This is a genomic window from Nocardia sp. CWNU-33, from assembly GCF_046764895.1.
Lineage (GTDB): Bacteria > Actinomycetota > Actinomycetes > Mycobacteriales > Mycobacteriaceae > Nocardia.
The window spans coordinates 89039-115824 of the sequence record NZ_JBKOQN010000023.1; the positions used below are offsets into that span (position 1 = coordinate 89039).

27 protein-coding genes are annotated in these 26786 nt (G+C 66.3%); 12 read left to right on the plus strand and 15 right to left on the minus strand.

Going from position 1 to position 26786, the window contains the following annotated elements; genetic code table 11:
• Window positions 1-30: 30 nt before the first annotated feature.
• Window positions 31-252, plus strand: coding sequence for an MbtH family protein (locus tag ACLMAL_RS27070; RefSeq protein WP_406233499.1), 222 nt, complete (start codon window positions 31-33; stop codon window positions 250-252).
• A 107-nt stretch (window positions 253-359) separates the two neighbouring features.
• Window positions 360-605 (plus strand): hypothetical protein, encoded by a 246-nt coding sequence (locus ACLMAL_RS27075; RefSeq protein ID WP_328406509.1) that lies wholly within the window; start codon window positions 360-362, stop codon window positions 603-605.
• Between the two features lie 63 nt (window positions 606-668).
• Here ACLMAL_RS27075 and ACLMAL_RS27080 read toward each other — a convergent pair whose 3' ends face one another.
• A complete protein-coding gene (locus ACLMAL_RS27080; protein WP_412001652.1) occupies window positions 669-2015 on the minus strand; it encodes a helix-turn-helix domain-containing protein in 1347 nt (448 codons plus the stop codon).
• Between the two features lie 258 nt (window positions 2016-2273).
• On the opposite strand from ACLMAL_RS27080, the gene ACLMAL_RS27085 reads away from it, so the two are divergent.
• Window positions 2274-2462, plus strand: a complete 189-nt coding sequence (locus tag ACLMAL_RS27085) for a hypothetical protein (RefSeq protein ID WP_412001653.1) — start codon at window positions 2274-2276, stop codon at window positions 2460-2462.
• Between the two features lie 102 nt (window positions 2463-2564).
• Here the strand turns inward: ACLMAL_RS27085 and ACLMAL_RS27090 are convergent, their stop codons facing one another.
• Complete coding sequence (locus ACLMAL_RS27090) at window positions 2565-3386, minus strand: carboxymuconolactone decarboxylase family protein (RefSeq protein WP_412001654.1); 822 nt, start codon at window positions 3384-3386, stop codon at window positions 2565-2567.
• Window positions 3387-3852: 466 nt separating this feature from the next.
• On the opposite strand from ACLMAL_RS27090, the gene ACLMAL_RS27095 reads away from it, so the two are divergent.
• Together ACLMAL_RS27095 and ACLMAL_RS27100 are read left to right on the plus strand one after the other, a co-directional pair.
• Complete coding sequence (locus ACLMAL_RS27095) at window positions 3853-4050, plus strand: hypothetical protein (protein ID WP_412001655.1); 198 nt, start codon at window positions 3853-3855, stop codon at window positions 4048-4050.
• A gap of 160 nt (window positions 4051-4210) precedes the next feature.
• Window positions 4211-4387: a hypothetical protein gene (locus tag ACLMAL_RS27100; protein ID WP_412001656.1), complete on the plus strand. Its 177-nt coding sequence runs from the start codon at window positions 4211-4213 to the stop codon at window positions 4385-4387.
• A 101-nt stretch (window positions 4388-4488) separates the two neighbouring features.
• Here the strand turns inward: ACLMAL_RS27100 and ACLMAL_RS27105 are convergent, their stop codons facing one another.
• Both ACLMAL_RS27105 and ACLMAL_RS27110 read right to left on the minus strand, forming a co-directional pair.
• A complete protein-coding gene (locus tag ACLMAL_RS27105; RefSeq protein ID WP_412001657.1) occupies window positions 4489-5742 on the minus strand; it encodes a TetR/AcrR family transcriptional regulator in 1254 nt (417 codons plus the stop codon).
• A 215-nt stretch (window positions 5743-5957) separates the two neighbouring features.
• On the minus strand, window positions 5958-7205 hold the full coding sequence (locus tag ACLMAL_RS27110) for a TetR/AcrR family transcriptional regulator (RefSeq protein WP_412001658.1): 1248 nt from the start codon (window positions 7203-7205) through the stop codon (window positions 5958-5960).
• Window positions 7206-7324: 119 nt separating this feature from the next.
• On the opposite strand from ACLMAL_RS27110, the gene ACLMAL_RS27115 reads away from it, so the two are divergent.
• Window positions 7325-8059 (plus strand): DJ-1/PfpI family protein, encoded by a 735-nt coding sequence (locus tag ACLMAL_RS27115; protein ID WP_412001659.1) that lies wholly within the window; start codon window positions 7325-7327, stop codon window positions 8057-8059.
• Between the two features lie 14 nt (window positions 8060-8073).
• Here the strand turns inward: ACLMAL_RS27115 and ACLMAL_RS27120 are convergent, their stop codons facing one another.
• A complete protein-coding gene (locus ACLMAL_RS27120) occupies window positions 8074-8349 on the minus strand; it encodes a type II toxin-antitoxin system Phd/YefM family antitoxin (RefSeq protein WP_412001660.1) in 276 nt (91 codons plus the stop codon).
• Between the two features lie 402 nt (window positions 8350-8751).
• On the opposite strand from ACLMAL_RS27120, the gene ACLMAL_RS27125 reads away from it, so the two are divergent.
• A complete protein-coding gene (locus ACLMAL_RS27125) occupies window positions 8752-10011 on the plus strand; it encodes a cytochrome P450 (protein WP_412001661.1) in 1260 nt (419 codons plus the stop codon).
• Here the strand turns inward: ACLMAL_RS27125 and ACLMAL_RS27130 are convergent.
• From ACLMAL_RS27130 to ACLMAL_RS27155, 6 genes are read right to left on the minus strand one after another with little or no spacing between them, the layout of a single operon-like run.
• Window positions 10008-11942, minus strand: a complete 1935-nt coding sequence (locus ACLMAL_RS27130) for an acetoacetate--CoA ligase (RefSeq protein WP_412001662.1) — start codon at window positions 11940-11942, stop codon at window positions 10008-10010. The two genes, ACLMAL_RS27125 and ACLMAL_RS27130, sit on opposite strands and share 4 nt — an antisense overlap.
• Window positions 11943-11973: 31 nt before the next feature.
• Window positions 11974-12789: an HpcH/HpaI aldolase/citrate lyase family protein gene (locus ACLMAL_RS27135; RefSeq protein ID WP_412001663.1), complete on the minus strand. Its 816-nt coding sequence runs from the start codon at window positions 12787-12789 to the stop codon at window positions 11974-11976.
• A complete protein-coding gene (locus ACLMAL_RS27140) occupies window positions 12786-13280 on the minus strand; it encodes a MaoC family dehydratase (protein WP_328406476.1) in 495 nt (164 codons plus the stop codon). Before ACLMAL_RS27140 ends, ACLMAL_RS27135 begins: the two co-directional genes overlap by 4 nt.
• Entirely contained in the window at window positions 13277-14437 is a 1161-nt protein-coding gene (locus tag ACLMAL_RS27145; RefSeq protein WP_412001664.1) for an acyl-CoA dehydrogenase family protein, read from the minus strand. Before ACLMAL_RS27145 ends, ACLMAL_RS27140 begins: the two co-directional genes overlap by 4 nt.
• Window positions 14434-16512 (minus strand): biotin carboxylase N-terminal domain-containing protein, encoded by a 2079-nt coding sequence (locus ACLMAL_RS27150; protein ID WP_412001665.1) that lies wholly within the window; start codon window positions 16510-16512, stop codon window positions 14434-14436. Before ACLMAL_RS27150 ends, ACLMAL_RS27145 begins: the two co-directional genes overlap by 4 nt.
• A gap of 5 nt (window positions 16513-16517) precedes the next feature.
• Complete coding sequence (locus ACLMAL_RS27155; RefSeq protein ID WP_412001666.1) at window positions 16518-18116, minus strand: carboxyl transferase domain-containing protein; 1599 nt, start codon at window positions 18114-18116, stop codon at window positions 16518-16520.
• A 93-nt stretch (window positions 18117-18209) separates the two neighbouring features.
• Here ACLMAL_RS27155 and ACLMAL_RS27160 point away from each other — a divergent pair, with 93 nt between their 5' ends.
• Window positions 18210-18803, plus strand: a complete 594-nt coding sequence (locus ACLMAL_RS27160; protein ID WP_328406468.1) for a TetR/AcrR family transcriptional regulator — start codon at window positions 18210-18212, stop codon at window positions 18801-18803.
• Between the two features lie 4 nt (window positions 18804-18807).
• Here the strand turns inward: ACLMAL_RS27160 and ACLMAL_RS27165 are convergent, their stop codons facing one another.
• Both ACLMAL_RS27165 and ACLMAL_RS27170 read right to left on the minus strand, forming a co-directional pair.
• Entirely contained in the window at window positions 18808-19554 is a 747-nt protein-coding gene (locus ACLMAL_RS27165; protein ID WP_412001667.1) for a 3-hydroxybutyrate dehydrogenase, read from the minus strand.
• Window positions 19551-20978, minus strand: coding sequence for an MFS transporter (locus ACLMAL_RS27170; protein WP_412001668.1), 1428 nt, complete (start codon window positions 20976-20978; stop codon window positions 19551-19553). The genes ACLMAL_RS27165 and ACLMAL_RS27170 overlap by 4 nt, the downstream gene beginning before the upstream one ends.
• A gap of 142 nt (window positions 20979-21120) precedes the next feature.
• Between ACLMAL_RS27170 and ACLMAL_RS27175 the strand changes: the two genes are divergently transcribed.
• Window positions 21121-22041, plus strand: a complete 921-nt coding sequence (locus ACLMAL_RS27175; RefSeq protein ID WP_412001669.1) for a LysR family transcriptional regulator — start codon at window positions 21121-21123, stop codon at window positions 22039-22041.
• Between the two features lie 322 nt (window positions 22042-22363).
• Here ACLMAL_RS27175 and ACLMAL_RS27180 read toward each other — a convergent pair whose 3' ends face one another.
• Window positions 22364-23095, minus strand: a complete 732-nt coding sequence (locus ACLMAL_RS27180) for an ABC transporter ATP-binding protein (RefSeq protein WP_412001676.1) — start codon at window positions 23093-23095, stop codon at window positions 22364-22366.
• Between the two features lie 132 nt (window positions 23096-23227).
• Window positions 23228-24295, minus strand: coding sequence for an ABC transporter permease (locus ACLMAL_RS27185; protein ID WP_412001670.1), 1068 nt, complete (start codon window positions 24293-24295; stop codon window positions 23228-23230).
• A gap of 130 nt (window positions 24296-24425) precedes the next feature.
• Between ACLMAL_RS27185 and ACLMAL_RS27190 the strand changes: the two genes are divergently transcribed.
• The 3 genes from ACLMAL_RS27190 to ACLMAL_RS27200 are packed head-to-tail and all read left to right on the plus strand — an operon-like array spanning window position 24426 to window position 26756.
• Window positions 24426-25658, plus strand: a complete 1233-nt coding sequence (locus tag ACLMAL_RS27190; protein WP_412001671.1) for a sensor histidine kinase — start codon at window positions 24426-24428, stop codon at window positions 25656-25658.
• Window positions 25655-26272, plus strand: a complete 618-nt coding sequence (locus tag ACLMAL_RS27195; protein WP_406233450.1) for a response regulator — start codon at window positions 25655-25657, stop codon at window positions 26270-26272. The genes ACLMAL_RS27190 and ACLMAL_RS27195 overlap by 4 nt, the downstream gene beginning before the upstream one ends.
• 58 nt (window positions 26273-26330) lie before the next feature.
• A complete protein-coding gene (locus ACLMAL_RS27200) occupies window positions 26331-26756 on the plus strand; it encodes a PPOX class F420-dependent oxidoreductase (RefSeq protein WP_412001672.1) in 426 nt (141 codons plus the stop codon).
• Window positions 26757-26786: the final 30 nt, after the last annotated feature.

Genomic DNA, 26786 nt, shown 5'->3' on the forward strand with positions numbered 1-26786 from the left:
ATTCTCCGTTCCCACCAGGAAGGTCCCCCGATGAACAACCCGTTCGACGACGATGACGCCCAGTTCTACGTCCTGATCAACGAGGAGGGCGAACATTCGATGTGGCCGATCTTCGCGGCCGTCCCCGGCGGCTGGACCATCGCCTACGGCGCTGCGTCCCGCGCCGCCTGCCTGGAATACGTCGAATCCCACTGGCTCGACATGCGTCCCAACTCGCTGATCGCGGCGATGCATCCGAAACCAACTGAATAGCGGGGCGCCCGCCCACATCCCCCTGCCGGCGGGTGCGCCCGCCGACACTTCACGCCGATCGGCACGTCATGCATACAGAGTTTGCCCAGGCGAGGATGATGGAAGACATGACAACCCGCCGAATCACCTTGACACTCCCCGAGGAACTGGTCGTCACCGCCGAACATGCCGTGGCGGCGGGCCATGCCAGTTCGGTGTCCGCCTACATCGCCGATGCCGCCGAAGTCGGCCGGGCGCATGCGCCTTTCGCCGACCTCATGCCGAACACCAGCGCCACCAAGCCGGTCGGCGTCTGGTTGGCAGGCGTCATGCGGGGTAAGCGGCACCGTGCGGCCCGCAGCAGCGTTGTGTGACGGCTTGTGAACTCAGCGTCCTATGACGCTGGAGTTTGCCGCGTCGTGTGACGCGTGGACCCGTTATGCCCGCGTCCGCGCGGAATCACAGATCAGCCGGGCCTGTTCGCGCCAGTCGGACACCGCGCGGCCGCGCTGCCCGGTCAGGGCCGAGTCGAACTGTTTGGCACGCTTGGTGACCGTCAGGCCGACGTAGGTGTGGCCGTTCGTGATCGCCCGGGTGGCAATTGCACATGCCTCGTCGACCTCGCCGGAGCTGAGCAGTGCCGTTGCGTGCTCGAATTGGACGAGGGCGGGCTCCATTGTCTCCTGCGGGTCGTACAGCGAAATCGCCCGTGCCGCGGCGTTCGCGGTCTCCTCGGCACGGCCGAGTCGGGAATATCCGATGGCCTGATAGAAAGCGAGTTTTTCCGGGCGGAAGGAAAAAATTCCGACCGGCAGGTCTGCAGGGGCGAAGTCATCGAGTGCGGCGGAAGATTTGTTTATGCAATAGGCGAATTGGTCGGCGTCACCGAGGCTGGCGTGTGCGCGCGCCGCCATTCCCCATAACCAGGCGACGGCGGGGCCGTGTCCCGGATTTTCTGCGAGACGTGGGGCGAGTAGGTGTAAAACTTCCTTCGGTTTATCGCTATAGGTGGGCAGATATGTGAGGCCGGCCAATGCGATGTCTTCCGAGTAGCGGTCGCCGATGTCCTGCGCGGCATGAATCGCGGTCGTATACCACAGCTTGGCCTGGCCGAAATGTCCCTCGTTGAAAAGGATTTCACCGACGACGTTGGCCAGCTTGCCCGCCGTGCGGACCAGCCGGATCTGGTGATGGGTGGCCTGTCGTTCGGCGAGACATCCTCGTACAGTACGGAATTGGTCGAGCGTGGCGTGCAGCAACTCGTATGGTGGCACCTGTACCACGCGCGTGCCGAGCGTCTGCGCCGACTCCTCCAGCAGGCCGAGTCTGCGCTCGCTGATCGATCCGGCATCAAGTGTGGCAAGCATCTTCTCGGGCTCGTTCGCCACCAGATCTGCCGCTCGGCCCGCCAAGCCTGCGCCCACGCAGGCTAATAGTTCACGCCGTCTCACGTCGTTGTCCTCGACTTCCTTGTCGAGCCCAGTTTCCCTACCGAGCTTGGTATTCCGAACGAGCGCCGCGCTCGTGTCTTCGATCTCGCCTGCCGACGAACGGTCCGCGAGGATCGCGCGCTCGAACCGCGCGACGACCACTGAATCGGCCTGCGACAGGACCCCGTCGAGTAGGCGCCTGCTTGCGTCGTGCATCCGGGTTGTCCGGCCGTTTTCCCACAAGACCACGGTGCGCGGGGTGACGCCCACCAAGCGCGCGAACTCGTAGCGACTTCGCTTCATCGCCGCACGGAGGGCGCGTACGTCCTCGCCCGTCCAGTCGACTTCAACCATAGGTCCTACCCCCTCGCGCCAGGTTGATTCAATCGGAAATTACTCGGATTTACCGGTTTCGGGACTGTTATACGCCGAATCGCAACGTGCACGCTTAGTCGGTACCCGGCACCGGGGGTTATGCCCAAACCCTTTCGGGGCGCCCGCTTTCCGGAAGCTCGACGCACGGTCCCGACTCGGTCCGATCCAGCCGAGTCGAGCGCGGTTCCGGCGGCGCCCCTCGGTGTCGGGTGCATTTACTTTTCTTGGAGGTGAACGATGGACGCATTGCGCTCGGATATCAGGGAATTGTGGCTCGTGCAGAGCCGCGACTGTGCACAGGAACCGATTGGACTCACCTACGACAGAGCCCGCTTCATCCTCGCCGTCCACGCAGGCCACGGCGCGCGCTGCCGCCAGTACCTGGCCTCATCGGCATATTGCTTCCGTCGAGCCGCCGAGAAGTAGGCGTCCGCACGGCATCGAAGGCGGTGCCTGCCCTCATCGAGCGCGCGACGTGCGGGGGTCAGCGGTGGCGGCACCGACGTCGGTCGAGGGGCATGATGCCGATCAGCTCGCCGCGCGGTCGGCGAAAACTTGGCGTGCCACGGCGATTGCGTTGAGGGCGGCGGGGAAGCCTGCGTAGGACGCCATCTGGGTGATGACTTCGACCGCCTCGGTGGTGGTGCCACCGACATTGAGCAGGGCGTGGATGTGCACCGCCAGTTGGGGTGCGGCGGTGCCGAGAGCGGTCAGCATGGCGACGGTGGTCAGCTCGCGTGTCTTCAGGTCGAGGCCAGCCCGGGAGTAGATGTCGCCGAAAACGAATTCGAGGAGGTAGCGGGCGAGGTCGGGGGCGATGTCCTGGAGCGAGGCGATGACCTGCTCGCCGGCGTGGCCGTCGATCTCCGAAAGCCGGGCGCTGCCACGCTCGAACCGGTCACCGGTCGGGGCGGGGGCGGTTCGGGTCTGCGCTGGAATGTCGGTGCGGGCTTCGAAAATCGTACGGGCCGCGATCAGTCCGTTGAGCGCGGCCGGGAAGCCTGCATACACGCTGACGTGAATGAGGGTCTCCACGATCTCCTCGCGCGTGCAGCCCACATTCAGCGCGCCGTCGATGTGGAAGCGCAACTGTGGTGCCGCATTGCCCATGGCCGCGAGCGCGGACACGGTGGCGAGCTGACGTTGCGGCAGTGTCAGGCCGGGGCGGGACAGGATATCGCCGTAGCCGAACTCGACAGTCAGCCTGCCGAGGTCCGGTGCAATGTCGGCAAGGCTGTCGAGCACTGCGGGATTCGAGCTGCCACTGACCGTCCGCAATACTGCCGAGCCACGTTCGAAACGGTCATTTTCGCTGGTAGAAGCCGCTGTTGTGGACTTTGTGTTGGTCATGTCAGAACTGTAAAAGCTGGAGTGCACTCCAACGCAAGCTCTTCCTCGAGGCCGACGTCGAAATCAGGTGAATCTCGGGGTCGGCCCGGATGTGGCGTTGCGCCGCAAAGCCTAGCGTCGAGGTATGCGCTTCCTTCCGATCGTGGTGGTTACGTTCGCAGTTGCTCTGCTCGTCGGATGCTCATCGGACCCGAAACCGGCCGCGCCGCGCTCGAAAACACCTATCTCCCCGGCACCGGCGAGCTGGACATCCGCGGGCCGCACCCGAAGGGTTACGCCTCCGTCGACGGGGTGATGACCGATGTGACCCGGATCGAGCCCTCGGTGCCCTGGGCCGCGGGCGCGATGGTGTCCACCGGCGTGGATCTATCACTTCTACTCGGAGCTGCTTGCAGGCCGGGTGATACCCGCGGTCCAGCTGGCCGAGATGCGTGCGGGCGTATCTATGGGGCCCAAGCTGGCAGGCATGAACTATGGACTCGGCATCGGGTCGATGCACTTGCCTTGTGGCGCGGAGTATGTCGGCCACATCGGCGGGATCTACGGGTTCCTCACGATCTCCGGCGCGACGCCGGAAGGGCGCGCGATCACCTACGCCTTCACCCAGGAGCCGGAGTCGAAACCCGACATCCCCGACATGTTGAGCCGTGCCCTGTGCCCGTGACCTCCAGGTCCCCCACCCACCCGCTACCCCGCGCGATAGCAGATCGAACGTAGTCGAATGGTTGCCGAGGGCCGCTGCTCGAGCCGCCATTCGACTACCCTCGCCGAACTATCCGCAGGGAGCTGGTTGTCCACAGGGCTGGCGACCCTGGCGGATCGGTTTGGAATACAACAGCGCCACCTGGCATTCCGGCCCCGCCGCCACACTCCGCGACAACCCCCGCCACAACTGGCTCACCACAGACGGCTGGACCATCTACTACGCCGCCGCCCCCGACGTCTACCACCACCCATACCACTTCACCGAACCCATCCGGCAGGCGATGAGCCGAGCGTAGTCGGATGGTGGCTCGGGTCAGGGGCCCGAACCGCCATTCGACTACCGTCGATAAGCATCGGTGCCGAGGATGGCCAGGTATTGGGCGGTCGGCAGCCGTAATCAGTCTGTGGGACGGCCGGACAGAATGATCTGCATCAGGTGGATCACCCGCCGCCGCGAGCAGACCGGATTGTCGGGGCCGAGCCATTGACCGAGATCGACGACCAGAGCGAGCGCGGCGTGCACGAGCAGTCGCGCCTCGGCCGCGGTGAGCTCGGGACGAACAGCGGCGAGCAGCTTCGCCCACTCCTCGACGTTGAGCCGCTGGATGTTTCGCAGCACCGTGCGAGCCGCCGCCGGCACATTACTGATCTCGGCGTAGTAGACAAAGGTCAGGTCGCGCTCGGCGAACGAGCCCGTCACATATAGCTCGATCAGCGTTGTCAGCGCTTGTTCGGGGCTGTCGGATGCGGCGATCGCGGGCCCGATCGCGGCCGAAACCCGGTCTGCCGCACGGCGGAACGCAGCGGCGAGAATATCGCCTTTACTGCGGTAGAAGCGGTACACCGCCGACGATGCGGGCAGCCCGGCCGCTGTGGCGATGTCCTCCACACTGACATTCGGATAACCACGCTCATGGAACAGCTCGACCGCGCGCTTCAGCAGTAGCTCGTGCTTGAACGTCAGCGGAATCTCGCTCGCCCCAACGGATTCGGTGTCCGTGCTGTTCAGCGGTGGCAGCTCGCAGGTGGTGACCGAACGGCAAGCAGCACGCAACAGCGTGGTCAGCGGACGCACCGGCACCGAGACATGGTGATCGGAGATGCTGCCGATCACGCTCATGGCGGCGGCCCCGAGCACCGCTCGGTCCGCACTGTCCAGTTCCGGACGTGTCTCGGCGAGCAGTGCGCGAACCACCGTATCGGTGGCCGTGAGTTGGTCGATCAGGATCTGGCGATCGACGTCCTCGAGGTAGCGGTTCTGCCAGCGCAACAGCGCAGCGCTGCGGCGATTCGCGATGGATGCCGCGATCAGGGCGTCGAGGATATGGCCGAGGCGTTCCTCGGCGGGCCGCTCGCGCAGCTCCGCGGGCAACGTCACGGCTTCTTCGCTGAGTCCGCCCAGGCGCAGCGCCTCCTCCCGGAACAGCGCGTACTTGCTCGGGTAGTGCCGGTAGAGCGCGGTGGAGGTGATGTCGAGCCGAGAGGCGATGTCCTCCATGCTCACGCCGTGGTATCCGAAGGATCCGAAGGCCTCCGCGGACGCCGCCGCGATCTGGGCTCGCCGGTCGCGCGGACGCCGCCGCACCGCGCGTGCGGAGCCGCCCGCGCTTGCGGTCGCTTTCCGCGCAATGCGGCGATCCTGGGCGTCCATGCCGCGATGGTAGCCCAATCGGATGCTGGGAATCCGCGGCTTCCCTGACTCGTGATCGAATTGAATCTGAGATCACAAATTCTGATAGATATCGGCTTTTACATGGAGTATCTGTTGCGCTCGGTATCAGAATCATTGACAACTTCATTGACCGGTCGGTATCGCATTCTGCCCACGTTTGGGGAGGGCGCGGGACCGTCGGCGGCGCGGGCCGACTACGTCCGCGCGGGACGTCCGAAGAGGACGAGCTGCATGAGCAGGGCCACCCGGGCGGGCGATGCGATCGGCTCGGTGCCGAAGGAACGGCCGAGATCGACCACCAACGCGAACGCGGCATGAACAAGGAAGCGGGCCTCCGCAGGCGATAGCTCGCCGCGCACCTCGCGCACCAGCCGAGCCCACTCCTCCACGCTGAGCCGCTGAATATTTCGCAGCACCGCTCGTTCCTCCGCGGGAACATGCTGGAATTCCGTGTAGTACACGAACGTCAGCGCACGCTCGGCGAACGAGCCTGCCACATACTGCTCGATCAGCGCGGTGATGGCTGCCTCGGCGTCGGGTGCGGCGGCCACTGCGGGCCCGATCGCACCCGAAACCCGGTCGGCGGCCCGCCGAAACGCGGCGGCCAGCAGATCGCTCTTGCCCCGATAGAAGCGATACACCGCGGAAGCCGCCGAAAGTCCTGCGGCAGTGGCGATTTCCTCGACACTGACATTCGGGTAGCCGCGATCGTGGAAGAGCTCGACCGCCTTGCGCAGCAGCAGTTCGTGTTTGAACGAATCCGGGATCTCCACCGCGGGCACCGGGTCCGCCACCGTCTGCTCCGGCGGCAGCTCCGCCGAGCTGATCGCCAGACTGGCCGAATTCAATAGGCGGGCAAGAGGTTTCGCGGGCAATGTCGCGTGATGGTCGGCAATGCTGGTGATCGCGCTCAACATGGCCGCGCGCAGCACCCTGACATCGTTGTCGCTGAGCGCGGGCCGCACCGCCGCGAGCTGATCGCCCAGCGCGCCGACGACGGTCAGCTGCTGTTCGGTGAGCACCTCGAGGTCCTCCGGCTCGAGGTAGCGCCCTTCCCAGCGGACCAGGGTGACCGTGGCGCGATTCTCGATCGTCACGGCGATCAGCGAATCGAGCACCTCGCGCAACCGCTGCTCCGGCGCGGAGTCCGCGGCCGTCTTCGGCAGCTCGACCGACTGGGTCATTGCGGCGCCCACCCGCAGCAATTCCTCCCGGAACAGCGCGTACTTGCTCGGATAGTGCCGGTACAGCGCCGCCGAGCTGATGCCGAGCCCGGAGGCGATGTCCTCCATGCTCACGCCGTGATACCCCAGCGCGCCGAACGCCGACGCCGACGCCGCGGCGATCTGGGCGCGCCGATTCTTCGGTCGACGCCGGATCTCCCGTGGTGCCGGGTCGCCGCTGACCGCCTTGCGCGCCGTACGGCGATTGTCGACACTCATGCCGACAATGGTAACGACCTGGCGGCCCCCATGATTCGCCCAGGTCGCGGTCCGACATCAGGCCCAGTGAAGGCAAATGGTTTAACGTTTGATTTCTGCTTGATGTGGGAGGCTGAGCAATGAGTGCTCAACAAATCGCGATCGTCCTCTATCCGGGGATGACCGCGCTGGATGCGATCGGGCCGTACGAAGTGCTGCGGTTCGTGCCCGGCACCGAGATCAGGTTCGTCGGACATGAGCCGGGACCGGTGATCACCGACAGCGGAGTCCTCGCCCTCGGTGTGACGCATACCTTCGAGGAAACTCCCGCACCGCAGATCATCGTCATTCCCGGCGGTCCCGCCGCCACCGCCATCGCCGGCGATAAGCGTGTCCTCGGCTGGTTGGAGTCGGCACACGAAACCACCACGTGGACCACATCGGTGTGCACCGGCGCGCTGGTTCTCGCCGCCGCGGGCCTGCTCGACGGAAAACCTGCCACCACCCACTGGGCCGCACAGGGCGCACTCGGCCTGATGGGCGCCAAACCCCAGCGCGACCAGCGAGTCGTGCACACGGACCGCATTGTCACCGCCGCGGGCGTCGCGGCAGGACTCGACCTCGCCCTGTGGTTGGTCGGTGAAACCCACGGCCGCGAACGCGCCGAAATCATCCAGCTCGACATCGAATACGACCCACAGCCGCCTTTCGACGCGGGCCACCCGAGCAAGGCCTCGGCAGTTGTGTGCCGCAAGGCGTTGGCCGACCAGGCCAGGATGGCCCCGGCCCTGCGGCGCAGCGAATCCTTCGTCCTGACCCTCGCCGGAGCTCAAAAAGCTCTGTGGCGCAGCACTATTCGACGCATCCGTAGCTGACGCCTCATCGTAGATCACCGGCGGTGCTCATCGATGAGCCCGCTGACGATGCCTTTCGCGTGGACCGGTTCTGGTGCCGGCTGCTTCCTCGTGCGCGCAGGTTGTATGCGACCTTCCTCGCGCAACTGCTCCAGCCTCGTCAGCCGCTCGACCGGAACGATACGGGCGATAGGTCGTCCATGGTCGGTGATGGTCACCGTATGTCCAGAGCGAACCTCGGCTAGATGGCGGCTGAGGCTGTCACACAGTTCCCGAATATCGACGTCCATGAACAACTCCTTGGTGGCCATATTTATACGAGATATTTGTCGCCACAAATGCCAGGTTGTGGACACGTAGCTGGGGTGTCGCGATAAATACGGGTGGCGGCGTGACTGTTTGGTTCGCTGTCATCTTCAAGGACTGTCGGAGTCGTTTTCTACTAAGCCACCACCTTGTCGGTCCGCGTATCCCCGCGTTCATGGAACCGCAGGTCCGAGCCAAGCGCGCGGGTCTACCACAGCGGCGCAGTAGTCGTCGGCGTCATCGATGACCCGTTGGAGCCACGGGAACCCGCCTGCGTCCGTCTTCCCAAAGGTGGCAAAAAGGTTGGCGCGCAATGTCTCACGGCTCTGCAATGATCGCCGCGTAGGGGCGGTCGACTGATACGCTGCGGCCAGTCCGGGTCTCGAGCGTGACGAGGAGCCAAACCGGTGAGTGCATCGCAATCGAACGCCCAGGACGCGACCTGTCCGGTTCCGCATCTCGACTCACCGGTGACACCCGATAGTGAACGTGTCCCGCTGTATGCCCCGGAGTTCGCCACCGATCCGCATAACGCCTATCGAGCATTGCGCGACCGCTACGGCTCGATGGTGCCGGTGGACGTCGCCCCGGGCGTGCCTGCCACTTTGGTGATCGGCTACCGCACCGCGGTGCGGATCCTGCACGATCCGGAACGCTTCCCGGCCGATCCGCGCACCTGGGAGCGCGACCTCCCCAGCGACTGCCCGGTACTGCCGGTGATGGGGTGGCGTCCGAACGCGCAGCACAGTGCCGGCCTCGAACACCACCGCTACCGGCAGGTCAATACGGCCAGCCTCGACGCGGTCGATCGGCACGCCATGCATGCCACCGTCGAGCAGATCGCCGTGCCGCTGATCGACAGCTTCTGTGAAACCGGTACGGCCGATCTGATCAGCCAATACGCCTTTCCGCTCGTCTTCGACTCCGTCAATGCTTTGCTCGGCTGTCCGCCGGAAATCGGCCGCCGGATCGCGGCGGGCATCTCGGCTGTCATCGAGAGCGTCGACTCCACGGAGGGCAACGCGATGCTCGCCGAGGCATTGATGGAGCTGGTCGTGCTCAAACGCGAACAGCCGGGTGACGATGTCGCTTCGCGGGTGTTGCAGCATCCGGCCGCACTCGATGACATGGAGGCGCTGCATCAGCTTGCCGCCCTCTACGGCGCGGGGAGTGAACCGCTACACAATCTGATCGTCAAAACCATGCTGCTGATCCTGGTCGACGAACGGTTCGCGGGTGATGTCCTGGATGGCAGATTGTCGACTCGTGATGCCCTGGACGAGGTCTTGTTCAACGACCCGCCGTTGGCGAATATGTGCTTCACCTATCCACGGCAGCCGATTCTGATCGACGGGGTCTGGCTGCCCGCCCATCAGCCGGTCATCATCGGCATTGCCGCCTGTAATAACGACCCCGCGGTGAATACCGGCGACCGGGTGGGCAACCGCTCGCATCTGGCCTGGAGCATCGGACCGCACGCCTGCCCGGCCCAGTCGGTGGGCTACCAGATTGCCGAGGACGCCATCGACCAGCTGCTCGACGCCTTGCCGGAGCTCAAACTGGCCATCCCCGCAGACGAGTTGGTATGGCGGCCAGGGCCGTTCCATCGCGCCCTGGCCGCGCTGCCGGTCACGTTTCCTCCGTCGTCGGCATCGACCACGCTCTAGCGCAGCGCGGCGTACCAATCGAGCAGGTCCGGGTTGTCGACGGCGCTGCGCTCGACGACGCGGGCCGGGTCCGCGCCCTGGAAGAGCTTCTTGATCGGGACCTCGAGTTTCTTACCGGTTCTGGTATGCGGAATGCCAGGGGCCACAAGGATTTCGTCCGGTACGTGGCGCGGGGAGACCTCGGTGCGGATGGCGGTGTTGATGCGTGTCTTCAGCTCGTCGGTGAGCTCGGCACCGGGGGCGAGAACGACGAACAGCGGCATCCAGTAGCCGCCGTCGGGCTGTTCGGCCCCGATGACAAGCGCCTCGGAGATCTCGGGCAGGCGCTCGACGGATTGGTAGATGTCGGCGCTGCCCATCCGGATGCCGTGCCGGTTGAGGGTGGAGTCGGAGCGGCCGTGCACGACCACGCTGCCGCGGTCGGTGATGGTGATCCAGTCACCGTGCCGCCAGACGCCGGGGAACATGTCGAAATAGGCGTCGTGGTAACGGGTTCCGTCGGGATCGTTCCAGAAGCGCACCGGCATGGAGGGCATGGGCGCGGTGATGACCAGCTCACCGACCTCGTCACGGACCGGATGGCCATCGGGGTCGAAAGCCTCGAGTGCGACGCCCAGGTAGGGCGCGGACAGTTCGCCGGGCCAGGTGGGCACTGTGCGCGCGCCGCCGATGAAGGCGGAGACCACATCGGTGCCGCCGCTGATCGAGGCGACCTGCACCTGCTCGCCCACGTTGTCGCCGAGCCACACCGCCGAGGACGGCGGCAGCGACGAACCGGTGATGCCGACCTGGCGCAGCGCGGAAAGGTCGTGATCGGTGCGCGGCACCGCACCCGCCTTGATGCAGGCGAGCACGTAGCCGGGGCTGGTGCCGAGCACAGTCGCGCCGACCTGAGCGGCGTGGTGCCACAGGGCATCCGGGGTGGGATAGGTGGGGCTGCCGTCGTAGCAGACGATGGTCGCGCCGACGAGCAGACCGGCGATCTGGAAGTTCCACATCATCCAGCTGGGGCTAGTGTACCAGAAGAAGGTGTCGTCGAGCCCGATATCCGCCTGCAGGGCAACGGCTTTGAGGTGCTCGAGCACGACGCCACCGTGGCCGTGCACGATGCCCTTCGGCAAGCCCGTGGTGCCGGAGGAGAACACGATCCACAGCGGGTGGTCGAAGTCGACGGCGGCGGTCTCGATGACGGCGGCTTCGGTCTCGGCATTGGCGGTGGCATCGCGCCACGACAGCGTCTTCGGGACTTCCAGGCCCAGCTGGGAGACGGCGACGGTGGCCTTCAGCGTGCCGAGTCCGGCTTGCAGTGCCGCGATGTCGTCGCGCTTGTCGTGGGCCTTGCCGCCGAAGCGGTAGCCGTCGGCCGTGACGAGCACCATCGGTTCCAGCTGGCCGAGCCGGTCGAGCGCGGCCTTGGGGGAATAGTCCTGCCCGCAGGCGCTCCACACCGCACCGATGCTCGCGGTCGCCAGGAACGCGATCACCGCCTCCGGGATATTCGGCAGATATCCCGCCACTCGATCGCCCGGCTGCACGCCGAGCGAGCGCAAAGTGCGTGCGAAGGCCGCGGTGCCGTCGATCAATTCGGTCCAGGACACCGCACGCGGCGGGCTGTCCTCGGTGATCTGCACGATGGCGGGGCGATCGGTGCGGAACTGACGGACAACCTGGTCGACATAGTTCAGCCGAGTCCCGGGAAACCACTGTGCACCAGGCATTTCAGCGCTGGCGAGCACCTCGCCGCCGATCGCGCCGAGCTCGAAGTAGTCCCACACCGCGTGCCAGAAACCGGGCAGGTCGTCTACCGACCATTGCCACAGTGCCCGGTAGTCCGGCGCGGACACACCCGTGCGAGCCGCCACGAACTTCGCGAAGTCGGTGATTCTGGCATCGGCGATATCGCGCTCGGTCGGCACCCATTGTGGTTGCACCGCACTACCTCCTGGCTCGGCTCTTGTTGAATCAGCTGTGGGGGGCCGCACGCCGCACGATCTGTTCGGCATGGCGCAGCACCGGCGCATCGACCATCCGGCCCTCGAAGGCGAATACCCCCCGGTGTTTCGGCACCTCGTCGAGTACCCTTCTGGCCCAGTCGATTTCGTCATCGGACGGCGCGTAGGCCGCTCTGATGACCGGAACCTGGCTCGGATGAATGGCCACCTTCGCGTCGAAACCGATCGCGACCGCATCCAGCGATTCCGCTCGCAGTCCGTCGAGATCGCGGAAATTCAGGAACACCGAGTCGAGGGCGAACTTTCCATACGCCTTGGCCGCGAGCAGCGAGGTAGACCGAACATGCCGTGCTACATCGCGATAACTGCCGTCGGCATGCCTGCTCGAGTTCCCACCGAGCCCGGCGACGAGATCTTCGGCCCCCCACATCACGCCGATCGCATTGCGCGCCATCGCCGCCCTGCCGACCGCGAGCGCACCGAGCGGCGATTCGATCAGCGCGATCACTTCGTACTCCGAGAGCGCAGTGAGCTGTTCGGCGGATTCGCATTTGGGCAGCATGATCCGTCGATACTCGGTGTGGTGCAGAGCGGCGAGGTCCGAGTCGTGGTCCTCGGTGTCGACGGCATTGATTCGCACGACGGTGGTCTCGGGATCGAGCGGGGTATCGATCAATGCCTTGCGCGCTGCCGCCTTGTCACCGGCGGCCACGCCGTCCTCGAGGTCGATGATCACCACATCGGCTGCGGCTGCGGCCTTTTCGTAGCGTTCGGGGCGATCGGCCGGGCAGAACAGCCATGCGGGGCCCGCCATCTCCCAGCTCATGCCCGGCTCGGATCTTTGCGGACCAGCGTCTTGCGCACCGCCGTCGCGACGATATCGCCATGCTGATTGCGTGCGGTGTGCGCGAAGGTGGCGATGCCCTCGCCGGGGCGGCTCTTGGACTCCCGCTTATCGGTGACCACCGTCTCGGCGTACATGGTGTCGCCGTGGAACAGCGGCTTCGGGAAGGCGATCTCGGAGAAGCCGAGGTTGGCGACGATGGTGCCCTGCGTCAGTTGCGCGACCGAAAGGCCGACCAGGGTGGAGAGGGTGAACATCGAATTCACCAGGCGCTGGTGGAACGGTGGCAGCTGCTCGCTGAACGCCGCATCCAGATGCAGCGCCTGGGTGTTCATCGTCAGCGTGGTGAACAGGACATTGTCGGCCTCGGTGATGGTGCGGCCCGGCCGGTGCTCGTACACCACGTCGGTCTCCAGCTCCTCGAACCACAGGCCACGCTGCACAATCCTGCGCGGCTGCGCCGGAGCGTTCACAGCCCCAACTCCCGCCCGATCAGCATCAACTGCACCTCCGTTGTGCCCTCGCCGATCTCGAGGATCTTGCTATCGCGATAGTGCCTTGCCACAGCGTATTCGTTCATGAACCCGTAGCCGCCGAAGATCTGGGTGGCGTCGCGGGCGTTGTCCATCGCCGCCTCGCTGGCCACCAGCTTCGCGATCGCGGCCTGCTTCTTGAACGGCTTGCCCGCGAGCATCAGCGCGGCCGCGTCGTAGTAGGCGGTGCGTGCGGCGTGCGCGCGCGCCTCCATGCGGGCGATCTTGAAGGCGATGGCCTGATTGCGGCCGATGGGCCTGCCGAAGGCCTCGCGGTCCTTCGCGTAGCGCACGCTTTCGTCGACGCAGCCCTGCGCGGCGCCGACCGAAAGCGCGGCGATGGCGATGCGGCCCTCGTCCAGGATGCGCAGGAAGTTCGCATAGCCGCGGCCGCGTTCGCCGAGCAGGTTCTCCGCAGGCACCCGCACGTCGGTGAAGCTCAGCGGGTGGGTGTCGGAGGCATTCCAGCCCACCTTGTTGTAGGCGGGCTCGGCGACGAAACCGGGGGTGGTGGTCGGCACCAGGATGGTGGAGATCTCCTTCTTGCCGCCCGACTGGCCGGTCACCGCGGTGACCGTCACCAGCTTGGTGATGTCGGTGCCGGAGTTGGTGATGAACTGCTTGCTGCCGTTGATGATCCACTCACCGCTGTCGAGCGTGGCGGTGGTGCGGGTGCCGCCCGCATCGCTGCCCGCGCCGGGTTCGGTCAGCCCGAACGCGGCAAGGGCGCGGCCACTGGTCAGCTGCGGCAGCCATTCCTGCTTCTGCTCGTCATTGCCGAAGCGGTAGATGGGCATCGCGCCGAGCGACACTCCGGCCTCTAGGGTGATGGCCACGCTCTGATCGACCTTGCCGAGTTCCTCCAGCGCCAGGCACAGTGCGAAGTAATCGCCGCCCATGCCGCCGAACTCCTCGGGGAACGGCAGGCCGAACAGGCCCATCTCCGCCATGCCCGCGACCACCTTGTACGGAAAGGTGTGGTTCGCATCGTGTTCGGCGGACACCGGCGCCACCACCGACTGCGCGAAATCACGCACGGTAATGGCGAGGTCACGGTAGTCGTCGGGCAGTGTGCCCGTGGACAGGAAGTCGGTCATGCTGGGTCTCCTTCGCGCTCAGCGGTATTCGTCTGCACGGGTGCGGCGGACTCGGCCTCGATCGGCGCTGCCGTAATGCGTGCCAGGGGCTGGCCGAGCCGCACCTGGGTGCCCGGCTCGACAAGTAGTTCAACGGTGCCCGCGATCGGCGCGGTGAGCGAATGCTCCATCTTCATCGCCTCCACGACCACCACCGGTGCTCCGGCGGCCACCACGGCGCCGGAGCGGACCGGCGCCGCGATCACCGAACCCGGCATGGGGCTGACGATCTCGGCGTCGCCGACATGTTCATCGCCGCCGCGGACCTTGACCTCCGCCAACTCTCGCAGCGCGGTGACGCCGCCGGGTCCGGCCACCCAGAGCTGTTCGTCGTGTTCGGCGACGCGGTATTCGCGTCGCAGACCGGCCAGTGTGAGGGTGAGAGCACCGGCCGTTGCCGAGCTCTGTGCGACGAAAGCAGCCGACAGCGAGGCCGATTCGCCGTCCTCACCGACCCGCACGACCGCCGCATCCGGGGTCCCGCTCAGGTACACATGCTCGACGCGATCGCCGCCGGCCAGCCGGATCGGTGTCGGTGCGGCCGCCCCGATCCGCCACCCGGAGGGCACCGCCCACGGGTCGCCCGCAGTGGCGGGCCAGCGCCGCAGCCAGTGATAGGTCGCGGCCGCGATGAGGTCGTCATCGGTGACCGGCGCGGGGTGGAAGTCGGTGACCCGACGGTCGAGCAATCCGGTGTCGAGCTTGCCCGCGACCACATCCGGGTCGGCCAGCAGAAAGCGCAGGAACTCGATATTGCTCGTCACACCGAGCAGCACCGTATCGGCAAGTGCCCGATCCAGTTTCGCGAGCGCGGCGCCCCTGTCGTGGCCGTGCGCGATGACCTTCGACAGCATCGGGTCGTAGTCGCTGCCGACCACGGTGCCGATCCGCAGCCCCGAATCCACCCGCACACCATGGCCTTCCGGCTCCGACAGGTCGAGCACGGTGCCGCCGGTCGGCAGGAATCCACGGCCCGGGTCCTCGGCGTACACCCTGGCCTCGATCGCATGCCCGACGAGCCGAATCTCGTCCTGCTCGACCATGAGCTTCTGCCCGGCCGCGATGCGCACCTGACATTCCACCAGGTCGACGCCGGTCACCAGCTCGGTGACCGGATGCTCCACCTGCAGCCGGGTATTCATCTCCATGAAGAAGAATTCGTCCGGCCGGTCGGCGGAGACGATGAACTCGACAGTGCCCGCGCCGACATAGTTCACGCTGCGCGCCGTATTGCAGGCGGCGGCGCCGATCCGGGCGCGAGTTTGTGCGTCCAGCAGCGGTGAGGGGGCCTCCTCGACCACTTTCTGATGGCGGCGCTGCAGGCTGCATTCCCGTTCGCCGAGATGGATCACGTGGCCGAACTGGTCGGCGAGGATCTGCACCTCGATGTGCCGTGGTCGCGTAACGAACCGTTCCAGGAACAGGGTGTCGTCGCCGAATGCCGCACCGGCCTCGCGGCGCGCGCTCGCCAGCGCGCCCGGAAGCTGTTGCGGCGCTTCGACCAGGCGCATGCCCTTGCCGCCGCCGCCGGCCGACGGCTTGACCAGCACCGGATATCCGATATCCGTGGCCGCGGCGATCAGTTCCTCGTCGGTGAGGCCGGGCCGGGCGATACCGGGCACCACCGGCACGTCGAAGGCCGCGACGGTGTTCTTGGCCGCGATCTTGTCGCCCATGATCTCGATGGCCCGAGCGGGCGGTCCGAGGAAGACGATGCCCGCCTCGGCCAGTGCCGCAGCGAAGGCGGCATTCTCCGAGAGAAACCCGTAGCCGGGGTGCACGGCCTGCGCTCCGGTGCGCACGGCGGCCGCCACCACCTTGTCGATGGCGAGATAACTCGCCCTGGCCGGGGCCGGACCGAGTCGCACCGCGACATCGGCCTCGTGGACATGCCTGGCGTCGGCGTCGGCGTCGCTGTACACCGCGACGGAGCGAATTCCCAAGGCGCGCAGGGTGCGAATGACCCGCACCGCGATCTCGCCGCGATTGGCCACGAGCACGGTGTCGAATTCGACGGGATGAGAGTTGTTCAGCATCGCGATCACATCCGGAAGACGCCGTAGGAAACGGGTTCGAGCGGCGCCTGCGCGCACACCGAAAGGGCAAGTCCGAGCACAGTTCTCGTATCGGCAGGGTCGATGACGCCGTCGTCCCAGAGCCGCGCCGTCGAATAGTACGGATTGCCCTGGTGCTCGTACTGATCGCGAATCGGCGCTTTGAACGCCTCTTCGTCCGCCGCCGACCACGGCTGTCCGCTGCTGTCGAGTTGATCGCCGCGGACGGTCGAGAGCACCGAGGCCGCCTGCTCGCCGCCCATCACCGAGATCCTGGCGTTCGGCCACATCCACAGGAAGCGGGGCGAATACGCGCGTCCGCACATCGAGTAGTTGCCCGCACCATAGGAACCGCCGATCACCACCGTGAGTTTCGGCACCCTCGCGCACGCCACCGCGGTGACCATCTTGGCTCCGTGCTTGGCGATACCACCCGCCTCGTAGTCACGGCCGACCATGAAACCGGTGATGTTCTGCAGGAACAGCAGCGGGATCTTGCGCTTGTCGCACAGCTCGATGAAGTGCGCGCCCTTCATGGCGGACTCGCTGAACAGCACGCCGTTGTTGGCGACAATGCCCACCGGATGCCCGTGGATGTGGGCGAACCCTGTCACCAGCGTTTTGCCGTATTCGGCCTTGAATTCATGAAAGCCGCTGTCGCCGTTCGATCCGCCGTCGACGAGCCGGTCGATCACCTCGCGGACATCGTAGGGCGTGCGCAGATCGACCGGCACCACGTCGTAGAGCTCGGATTCCGGCGCCGCGGGCGCGACGGTGGGCAGCACTTCCCACGGACTGGCCGGACGTGGGCCGAGCGTGGCCACGATGCGGCGCACGATGCGCAGCGCGTCCTGGTCGTCCTCGGCCAGGTGATCGGTGACTCCCGAAGTGCGCGAGTGCAATTCACCGCCGCCGAGCTCCTCGGCGGTCACCACCTCGCCGGTCGCCGCCTTCACCAGCGGCGGCCCGGCGAGGAAGATCGTGCCCTGATTGCGCACGATCACCGCCTCGTCGCTCATCGCGGGCACATACGCGCCGCCCGCGGTGCACGACCCGAGCACCGCGGCGATCTGCGGGATCGCCTTCGCGCTCATGGTCGCCTGATTGAAGAAAATGCGGCCGAAATGCTCCCGATCGGGGAACACCTCGTCCTGGTGCGGCAGATAGGCGCCGCCGGAGTCGACCAGATACAGGCAGGGCAGCTGGTTCTGCAGCGCGATCTCCTGTGCCCGCAGATGCTTCTTCACCGTCATCGGGTAGTAGGTGCCGCCCTTGACGGTGGCGTCGTTGGCCACGATGACGCACTCGCGCCCGGACACCCGCCCGATGCCGGTGATGATTCCGGCACCGGGAGAGTCGTCGCCGTACATCCCGGTGGCGGCCAGCGGGGAGAGTTCCAGGAACGGGCTGCCCGGATCGAGCAGCTGATCCACCCGTTGCCGGGGGAGCAGCTTGCCGCGGGCCACATGACGTTCCCTGGCCTTCGCCGGTCCGCCGAGCGCGGCGCTCGCCAGCCGTGCGCGCAGGTCGTCGGTCAGCGCCTGATGCGCCGTGCGGTTGTCGACCGCCGTTTCTACTGCCGTCATCACGCTGTCCTGCCATCCAGTTAGTCGCCGATAACTGGAATTCAGGTTAATCTTTATTAACCGAGATGTCCAGGTCGGCCGAAAGGAGCGCGTGTGACCAGCCTCGAACCTGTCGCGCTCACCCGCAGGGAACAACTGAAAGCGCAGCGCCGCACGCAGCTGAAGGAGGCGGGCGCCCGGCTCATCGCCGAGCGCGGGTTCCTCGGCATGCGCCTCGACGACCTCGGCGCGGCCGTCGGCATCAGTGGTCCCGCGGTCTACCGCCATTTCCCCAATAAAGAGGCACTGCTGGTCGAGCTGCTCGTCGGTGTCAGTCAGCGGCTGCTCGACGGCGGGAAGGCGGTGGTGGCGCGGACGGGATCGGCGGACGAGGCGCTGGCCGGCCTCGTCGACTTCCATCTGGATTTCGCCCTCGGCGAGCCCGAGCTCATTCGGATCCAGGACCGCGACCTCGACAACGTGCCCGCCGCCGCCCGCCGCGAACTCCGCCGCGCCCAGCGGCAGTATGTCGAGATCTGGGTCGCGGTCCTGCGTGAGCTGCATCCGGAGCTGCCCGAGGAGACCGCACGCGTACAAGCTCACGCGGCCTTCGGCCTGATCAACTCCACCCCGCACAGTGCGACCTCCGCCACCGCGACCCGCGCCCGCCCGGTCCTGCGCCAGATGGCGCTCTCGGCCCTGGGGTGAGGATTCACCGCGCGCTCCACCCGCCGTCCATGGTGTAGGAAGCGCCGGTCACCATGCCCGCGTCGGCCGAGGCGAGCCAGCCGACCAGGGCGGCGACCTCCTCCGGTTCGACGAGACGTTTGATCGCGCTTTCGGTCAGCAGCACCTGCTCGAGCACCTGCTGTTCGGCGATTCCGTGCGCCTTGGCCTGATCGGCGATCTGCTTGTCCACCAAGGGTGTTCTGACGTAACCGGGATTGACGCAGTTGCTGGTCACCCCGTGCCTGCCGCCCTCGAGAGCGGTCACCTTGGACAGCCCCTCCAGCCCATGCTTGGCCGTCACGTACGCGACCTTGTATTCGGACGCGCGCAGACCGTGCACCGATGAGATGTTGATGATCCGGCCGAACCCCTGCCGGTACATGTGCGGCAGCGCCGCGCGAATGAGCAGGAACGGCGCTTCGACCATGAGGGTGAGCAGGTGACGGAACCGTTCCGGTGCAAACTCTTCGATCGGGCTGATGCTCTGCACCCCGGCGTTGTTCACCACGATGTCCACCTCGAGCTTCAGGTTCTCCAATGCGGCGACATCGAGAAGGTCCACCGCCCACACCTTTCCGTCGAGCTCGGCGGCCAGCGATTTTGCGCCCACGTCATCGATGTCGGCAATGGTGACCCGCGCGCCGCGTGCGGCCAGCTCGCGCGCACACGCCGCGCCGATGCCGCTCGCGCCACCGGTGATTAGTGCCGAACGTCCTGTCAGATCAGTCATTTCACCTCTACTGCGGTGGTTTCGGCTGGCGTCGAAGTGGCCGGTGCTGCGGCGGCCTCGGCAGCCAGGGTTTCGGCGTCGGCGAGGTCGATGCTCTCCAGGTCGATGCCGCTGGTCTCCCTGGCGAAGTAGACGGCGATCGCGGTGACGGCGGCGGCCCCGGCCAGATACCAGGCGATCGGGACGGCGGAACCGAACTCGTCGAGCAGCCGCACGGCGATGATCGGCGCGAGCGATCCGGCCACGATCGAGGTGACCTGATATCCCAGTGACACCCCGGAATAGCGCATCCGCGTCGGGAACATCTCCGCCATGATCGCGGGCTGTGCGGCATACATCAGTGCGTGGAACACCAGGCCGATGATGATCGCGGACATGATGACGGCGTTGTGCCCGCTGTCCATCATCGGGAACGCGAAAAAGCCCCAGGTACCCGCGGTGATCGCGCCGACAAAGTAGACAGGACGCCTGCCGAATCGGTCGCTGAGCCTGCCTGCCAACGGGATGGCGAGCAAGTGCACCGCGTGTGCGGCAAGCAGCCACCAGAGGATCGTTTTGGTGTTGATGCCGACATGCACCTTGAGATAGGTGATCGTGAACGTGACGACCAGGTAGTACATGATGTTCTCGCCGAAGCGCAGGCCCATGGCGGTGAAAACGCCACGCGGATAACGCTTCAGCACCTCGAGGACGGTGAACGAACTGGCCTTGATCCGCTCGACCTGCTGCTGTGCCTCGACGAAGATCGGTGCGTCGGTGACTTTCGTCCGGATGTAGTAGCCGACGAGCACCACGACCGCGGACAACCAGAACGCGACCCGCCAGCCCCAGCTGAGGAATGCCGCATCCGAGAGCGTCGAGGTCAAGGTCAGCAACGCGACCGTGGCAAGCATGTTGCCCGCGGGCACGCCCGCCTGTGGCCAACTGGCCCAGAAACCGCGGCTCTTGCTGGGACTGTGTTCGGCGACGAGCAGCACCGCACCACCCCATTCACCGCCGACCGCGAAGCCCTGGATGAATCGGAGCGTGACGAGCAGCGCGGGCGCCAAGTAGCCGACTTGGCCGAAGGTCGGCAGGCAGCCCATCAGGAACGTCGCGCTGCCCACCAGCAGCAGGCTGAATTGGAGCAACTTCTTGCGACCGTAGCGGTCACCGAAGTATCCGAAGACGATGCCGCCGAGCGGGCGCGCGGCGAAGCCGACCGCATAGGTGATGAAGGCGGCGAGGATGGCGTCGAGGTCGCTGGTGCCCTTGGCGAAGAACACCTTGCTGAAGACCAGCGTCGCGGCGGTGCCGTAGAGGAAGAACTCGTACCACTCGACGACCGTGCCCGCCATCGACGCGGCCACCACCCGCCTGAGGCCCGCGGGCACCCCGCCGGGATCGCCGCCGCCCGTCGGCCGCAACGCATTTCGCACGCTCATCGAACTTCTCCTTCATGACCGGGGCCACATCTGGACGTCATATGTGACGGCCCCCACAATTTCATGGTCAGACCGAGTATTCGTGCAGATATCTAGGACCGCAATGCCCAGATGTGCACGAGGTATCTGCAAGAATGCAGAAATGAGTCCGGTGCCTTCGGGGCCCAATCGCCCGAGCGCAGATGATCTGCTGGTTCTGCTCGCGGTAGGCAGGTCCGGCCGCTTCGTGTCGGCGGCCGAAGAACTCGGCATCAACCACACCACGATCTCGCGCCGGATCGCCGCGCTGGAGCAGACCCTGGGCGGGCGGGTGCTCGCCCGCGCCTCCGGCGGCTGGGAGCTCACCGACCTCGGGCGGGAGGCGCTGGCCGCCGCCGAGGTCGTGGAGTCGGCCGTCAAGTCGCTCACGGTCGACGCGGGCGGTGCGCGGGTGCTGGAAGGCGTGGTCCGGCTCTCGGCGACCGACGGTTTCAGCGCCTACCTCGCCGCGCCCGCCGCCGCCGAAGTACGGCGGCGACATCCGAAGATCGCCGTCGAAATCGTGGCGACGACGCGGCGCGCATCCCAGCAGCGTTCGGGATTGGATATCGAGGTAGTGGTGGGTGAGCCGCAGGTGCACCGCGCCAAGGCGATGCGCCTTGCCGACTACTGCCTCGGGCTCTACGGCTCCAGGGATTACTTGCGGGAACGCGGAACACCGCTGGACATCAATGATCTGGCACGTCACCCGCTGGTCTATTTCATCGATTCGATGTTGCAGGTGGACGACCTCGATGTGGCCTCCAGTTTCGTGCCCGCGATGCGCGAATCGGTGGCATCCACCAATGTTTTCGTGCATGTCGAGGCGACGCGGGCGGCGGCGGGACTCGGTTTGCTGCCCTGTTTCATGGCCGACCGGCACGACGACTTGGTGCGCGTACTCCCCGACGCGGTGTCGATCCGGCTCGCGTATTGGCTCGTCACCCGCACCGAGACGCTGCGCAGGCCAGAGGTGGCCGCAGTGGTCGACGCCATTCGAGTACGGGTGCGCGAACAGCGTGATGCACTGCTCGGCGTGCGGTGACCACCAGTCACGCATCTCGGCAATTGATATGAGGCATGATTCGAAGTGGCGCGAGACGTTCGACAGGTCTCGGATCGGATAGCCATCGGCATGCTGATCGGGCTGCTGCTCGCGGAATCATCTTCCCGATCCGCATGGCCGCCAAGGCCATTGGTGCGGGGCACCCGCCGGGAAGGCAGCATCTCATCTCATCTCATCTCATCTCATCGATGCCGATGCCGATGCCGATGCCGATGCCGATGCCGATGCGGCCTACTTCTCGGGGCAGCCCTGATCATTCGGTGCCGGCTGTCTTGTTCGAGGCCGTGGCCCGATTCCGTTGTCAGGCAACGCGGGTGATCGTGCGGTCGATGTCGAGGGCGCCGTCGACCATCTGATAGACGGCATTCATCCGATGGAGGTGGGTGCGGTCGTGAGTGACGAGCAGGGTGGCGGCGCCGTGGTTGTGGACGACGGTGAGGACCAGGTCGATGATGGCGGCGCCGCGTTCGGTGTCGAGGGCGCTGGTCGGTTCGTCGATGACCAGGAGTGCGGGGTCGTTCATCAGCGCGCGGGCGATGTTGACCCGCTGGCGTTGGCCGCCGGAGAGCTGGGCGGGGCGTTTGGCGTGCTGGTCCGCGAGGCCGACGGCGTCGAGAAGTTCCATTGCCTTGGTGCGGGTTTCGCGGCGCCGGGAAGGTGGGGTGAACAGGTGCTGGCCCAGGCGTGACATCACCTCGAGTTGTTCGACCGCGGTGAGGGCGGGGATCAGATTCGGCTGTTGGAAGACGATGCCGATGGACGAACGGCGCAGCGCGGCCGCCTCGCGGCGGCTCAGTGTTGCGAGATCGACTGTGCTGCCTGCTGTTTCGAGATGGATCTGGCCGGAGTCGGGCCGGATCAGTGTCGAGACGGCGGCGAGGAGGCTGGATTTTCCCGAGCCGGATGGCCCGGTGATGGCAGCGATATCGCCGCCGGTCACGTGCAGGTTCACTCGGTCGAGCGCGGTGAGTTTGCCGGCGCCGTCCGGGTAGGTGAGGGTGACGTCGTCGACGGTCAGTGCGGTGGCGGCCATCAGGTGTTCGGCGCGGTTACTCCCTCGTTGGCGAGGGAGAGGAAGCGCCATCCTCCTTTGAGGGGTTGGGTTGGGAGGGTTTGTGGGTGGTGTTGGCTAGGTTGTCGGTCAAGGTCTCGCGGCTCGGTGGGGTCAGCGCGCCGCGTTGAGCGCGGTGAGCGGGTCGGTGGTGAACAGGAAGCGCAGCGCGAAGGCGGCGCCGAGCAGGCCGAGTGCGATCAGGGCCACCGCAGGTAGCAGGGTGGTGGTGAGGGCGAGCACGAACGGCAGTGCATCGCCCATGAATGTGGCTGCGACAACGGTGATTCCGAGGCCGATCGCGACACCGACGGCGAGCACTGTCGCGGCCTGCGCGAGTGCGTCGCGAACCAGGGAACCGGATGTCGCGCCGAGTGCTTTCAATGTCGCGATATCGGGAGCGCGCTGGACCGTCCACACGGTGAAGAAGGCGCCGATGACCAAGGCCGAGATGGCGAACAACAGCACCGTCATCAGGGTCAGGGAACCGTTTTCGGCTTGGTATGCGCTCAATGCCGACAGGGACCCGGAGACGGTGGTTGTGCTGGTGTGGGCAGCGGTGTCGACAGCGGACATATTCGGGATGCCGGACACCGCGAGGACCGTGGCGGCTCCGCCGCGCGGGCTCACCGACTGCCAGTCCGCGAGCGTCGTCCAGACCACCGGAGTGTGGCTGTACCAGTCGTCGCCGCGGACGGATGCCACGGTGAAGGTTCCGGTGCCGAGGGTGACATTGTCACCGGCTCGTGCGTCGAGAGCCTTGGCCGCGCCGGAGCTGAGCGCCACCGTGCCCGGCTCGATTGCGGCACGGTTGCCGAAAGCGGCTCCCGCGGCGCCGAACAGGGCGACTTGAGCGGACTCGGCGTCGCCACGGCCGGTCACCGCCGCCTCGGCATGGCTGATGCCGACCGGGTCGACGGTGCCGCCCTGGCCAGTGGCCGCCTGCCAGATCTCGACCTGTCGACTGGTCAGCGCGGAGGCATCGAACGAGGGATCGGCCCCGGTATCGGCGAACACGATGGCGTCGGCGGAGATGGCCTCGATGGCCGAGATGTTCTGGTGCGCGAGCCCTGCCGTGAGCCCACTGAGGAAGCTCACCAGTACCGCCACCAAGGTGACGACCAGCGTGATGAGCAGGAAACGGCCGCGTGCGGCCCGCAGATCCCGGAGTGCGACGAACATGCCTCCACCCTGCTGTGCGCCGGTCCCGTTGCCATCGCGCACGCGATGGAGTGCAGGCCGATCGAACGTTGGCCGATGTTTTACACCTTTCGATGGATGCCGCTGCGGTAGCCGCACATAAGCTGGCAACGTGCACTCGTCGCCGCTCACCCCTGTCTTCACCGCGCTGCGGTTGGGGCTGCATGTGCTGGTGACAGCGTTGGCGGTGTTGACCGCCGTGCGGGCGCTGCTGCCGGGCGCCGCGCATCCGGCCGGGGTGATCACGCTGACCGTCGTATTCCTGGTGACCTACTTCGCGGGCGCGCTACCCGGCTCCAGTCCTCGGGCGATCCGGCTCTGGCTACTGGCGCTCACGGTGCTGTGGCTCGGCCTGGTCGTGGTCGCGCCCGATGCCGGATACCTCGCCTTCGGCCTGTTCTTCCTCTATCTGCACCTGTTGCCACGTCCGTGGAGTCTGCTCGCGGTGGCGACCGCGGATGTGGTGGCGGTGGTTGGTTTCGGGCTGCACCGTGGCTGGTCGGTGGCGGGTGTGATCGGCCCGATCCTCGGCGCGGCCGTGGCGGTGGGGATCGGGCTCGGCTATCAGGCGCTGTTCCGTGAGTCCGCCGACCGTCAGCGTCTGATCGACGAATTGCTCAGCACCCGAGCGACTCTCGCGGATCAAGAGCGCACCGCGGGCAAGCTGGCCGAGCGGGAACGGTTGGCGCAGGAGATCCACGACACCGTCGCGCAAGGGCTGAGCAGTATCCAGCTGCTGCTGCACGCGGTGGAGCAGGCGTCGCCGGAGCATCCTGCACTGCACCGGATTCGGCTTGCCAGAGAGACGGCAGCGGAGAACCTGGCCGAAACCCGAAGGCTGATAGCGGAATTGACGCCTGCCGCGTTGGAGGGGCAGTCACTGGCCCAGGCGCTGGAACGAATCTGTCTGCGGGCCGAGGCGCCAGGGCTGACCACCCAGATGGTGATCGAAGGCGTCCCCGAACGGCTGCCCATGCCTGTCGAGGCCGCGCTGGTGCGCATCGCCCAGGGTGCTGTCTCGAATGTCGTCCGCCATGCCGCCGCGAGCCGGATGCGGCTCACCCTCACCTACGCCGACACCGACGTGTATCTCGACGTGGTCGACGACGGCATGGGGATCGACCCCGCGGTGCTGGAGCGTGCCCCGTCGGGAACCTTCGGGCTTGCGGCTATGCGCAGCCGAGTGGAGCAGCAGGGCGGCACTCTGGCAGTCGAGTCCGAACCCGGCCATACCGCCGTCACGGCCTCGTTCCCGCTCGATTCCAGTTCTGTCGAGTCGAATTCCCCTGCATCCCTACCGAATTCAGCCGAATCCGATTCGACTGATCAGCGGGATCGCTCATGATCAGACTGCTACTGGCCGACGACCACGCCATCGTCCGCGCCGGACTGCGCGCCCTGCTCGAGAGCGGCGACGAAATCACCGTTGTCGGTGAGGCGCCCACCGCCGAGGCGGCCGTCGCCTTCTGTACGACAACACCGGTCGACCTGGTGCTGATGGATCTGAGCTTCGGCCGCGGCCGCTCCGGTGTCGACGCGACCACCGAACTGCGCGCCCTGCCCACCCCGCCGAATGTCCTGGTAGTCACCAACTATGACACCGACGCCGACATCCTCGGCGCCATCGAGGCGGGTGCCTGCGGCTATATCCTGAAGGACACCCCGCCCACCGAATTGCTCGCCGCGGTCCGTTCGGCGGCCGCCGGGGAGAGTGTGCTGTCTCCCGCGGTGGCCTCCAAACTGATGACCCGCGTCCGCCGAGCCGACACCACGCTGAGCCCACGCGAGATCGAGGTGCTGCGCCTCGTGGCCGACGGCCGATCCAATCGTGAAATCGCCAAGGAGTTGTTCCTCAGCGAGACCACCGTCAAGTCCCACCTCGTGCACATCTACGCCAAACTCGGCGTCCGCTCCCGCACCTCCGCAGTAGCCCGCGCCCGCGAACAGGGCGCGATCTAGCCCGGGGTGCGTGGACGGCGGCGAGGTCGGGGGAGGGAGGGGCTCTAAGGTGTGATTCATGGCCTCACTGTCGGATCTTGATGTGCGCGAATTCCTGTCCAACGGCACCAAGACGGGGAAGGTGGCGTTTGTCGCTGCTGACGGTCGTCCGATGGTGACGCCGGTCTGGTTCGTCCTCGAGGGTGAGGAGCTGGTGTTCAACACCGGCAAGGGCTCGGCCAAGGGCAAGGCTTTCGCTCGCGATCCCAGGATCGCTGTGTGCGTTGATCTCGAGGAGTCGCCCTACGGCTCGGTCCAGATTCAGGGCACCGTCACCCTGTCCGAGGACCTCGACGAACTCGTCCGGACCGCCACCGAAATCGGCGGTCGCTATATGGGCGCCGACCGGGCCGAGGAATTCGGCAAGCGCAACGGCGTCCCGGGAGAGCTCGTGGTGCGGGTCCGGCCGACCAAAATCATCGCGCATTTCGACGCGACTGCCTGAGTTATGAGGGCCGAGGAAGCTGCCTAGACT